The following is a 1,210-nucleotide window of genomic DNA, read 5'->3' on the forward strand; positions in this document are numbered from 1 at the left end:
CTTTGATGATTACCGCGATACAACACTGCGAAATCTTTGAACGAAACACCGCGCTTTAACTTCTGATCGAGAATCTCAGCCGCAACTTGTTCGGCCTCTGCATCTTCATTACGGCAGCGGATAATACGAATAGGCTCGCCACCTTTCATATCACTCCATAAGGCTTTCTCAAATGCATGCGGGTTATTCGCGATCACGACGTTTGCTGCATTCAATATCAAACTTGTGGAACGATAATTTTGCTCGAGCTTAACGAGTTTCAATGATGAAAAATCTTGCTCTAGTTTGGCTAGATTTTCAGGTCTCGCACCTCGCCATGCATATATTGATTGATCGTCGTCCCCGACGACTGTTAGCGCCTCTCGCTCCTGCACCAACATACGAACAAGATCATACTGAGCGAGATTGGTATCTTGATACTCATCAACCAACAAGTATCGAATTTTCTGCCGCCATTTTTGTAATACATCAGCCTCATTTTTAAATAACAAAACGGGCAATAAAATTAAGTCATCAAAATCTAAAGCGTTATAGGCTTTCAAATAGCGCTCATATAGAACATAGGCTTGGGCAGCTTGCAGATCTTCTGGTGTTTTTGCTTTGCTCACCGCAACTTGAGGTGTCCACATTACATTTTTCCAGTTAGAAATTTGCATCTGGACAAGATTGAGAACATCGCTGTTTTCCTCACCTTCTTTCATGAGGATGTCTCGCAACAAGGTTTTTGCATCTTCGCTATCGAAAATAGAAAACCCTGGTTTATAGCCTAAGCGCTCGTGCTCAGTTCGAATGATATTGAGACCGAGGTTGTGAAAAGTGGAAATATTTAAGCCACGCGCATCTGGGCCCGAAATCAGCTGACTAACCCGCTCTTTCATTTCCCTCGCGGCTTTATTGGTAAAGGTAACCGCTGCGATATTCCTGCCTTTAATACCGCACTCGTTAACGAGATAAGCAATCTTGCGCGTAATTACACTCGTTTTACCACTCCCTGCACCAGCTAATACGAGCAAAGGCCCGCCAACATATTTAACGGCTTCACTCTGTTTTGGATTCAGGGTACTCCCCACAACTGACCTCAATAAACACATTAACGATAGAGCCGCGTAGTTTAACCGAGTTGCAAGCCGAGTAAAAAAGCTATCTTTATTTCATTTACAAGGGTTTAAATTCAGGGCTTCGCTCCCATCTAAACGCTCGTAAAATAAAA

At 43.1% G+C, this 1,210-nt stretch carries 1 protein-coding gene; it reads right to left on the bottom strand.

Features of this window, described 5'->3' with window-relative positions; translation table 11 throughout:
- Positions 1 to 1,070 (bottom strand): UvrD-helicase domain-containing protein (locus A3738_RS25500; RefSeq protein WP_231876763.1); only part of this gene is annotated, 1,070 nt, incomplete at its 3' end.
- Positions 1,071 to 1,210 lie beyond the last annotated feature (140 nt).

The organism is Oleiphilus sp. HI0066 (genome assembly GCF_001635725.1).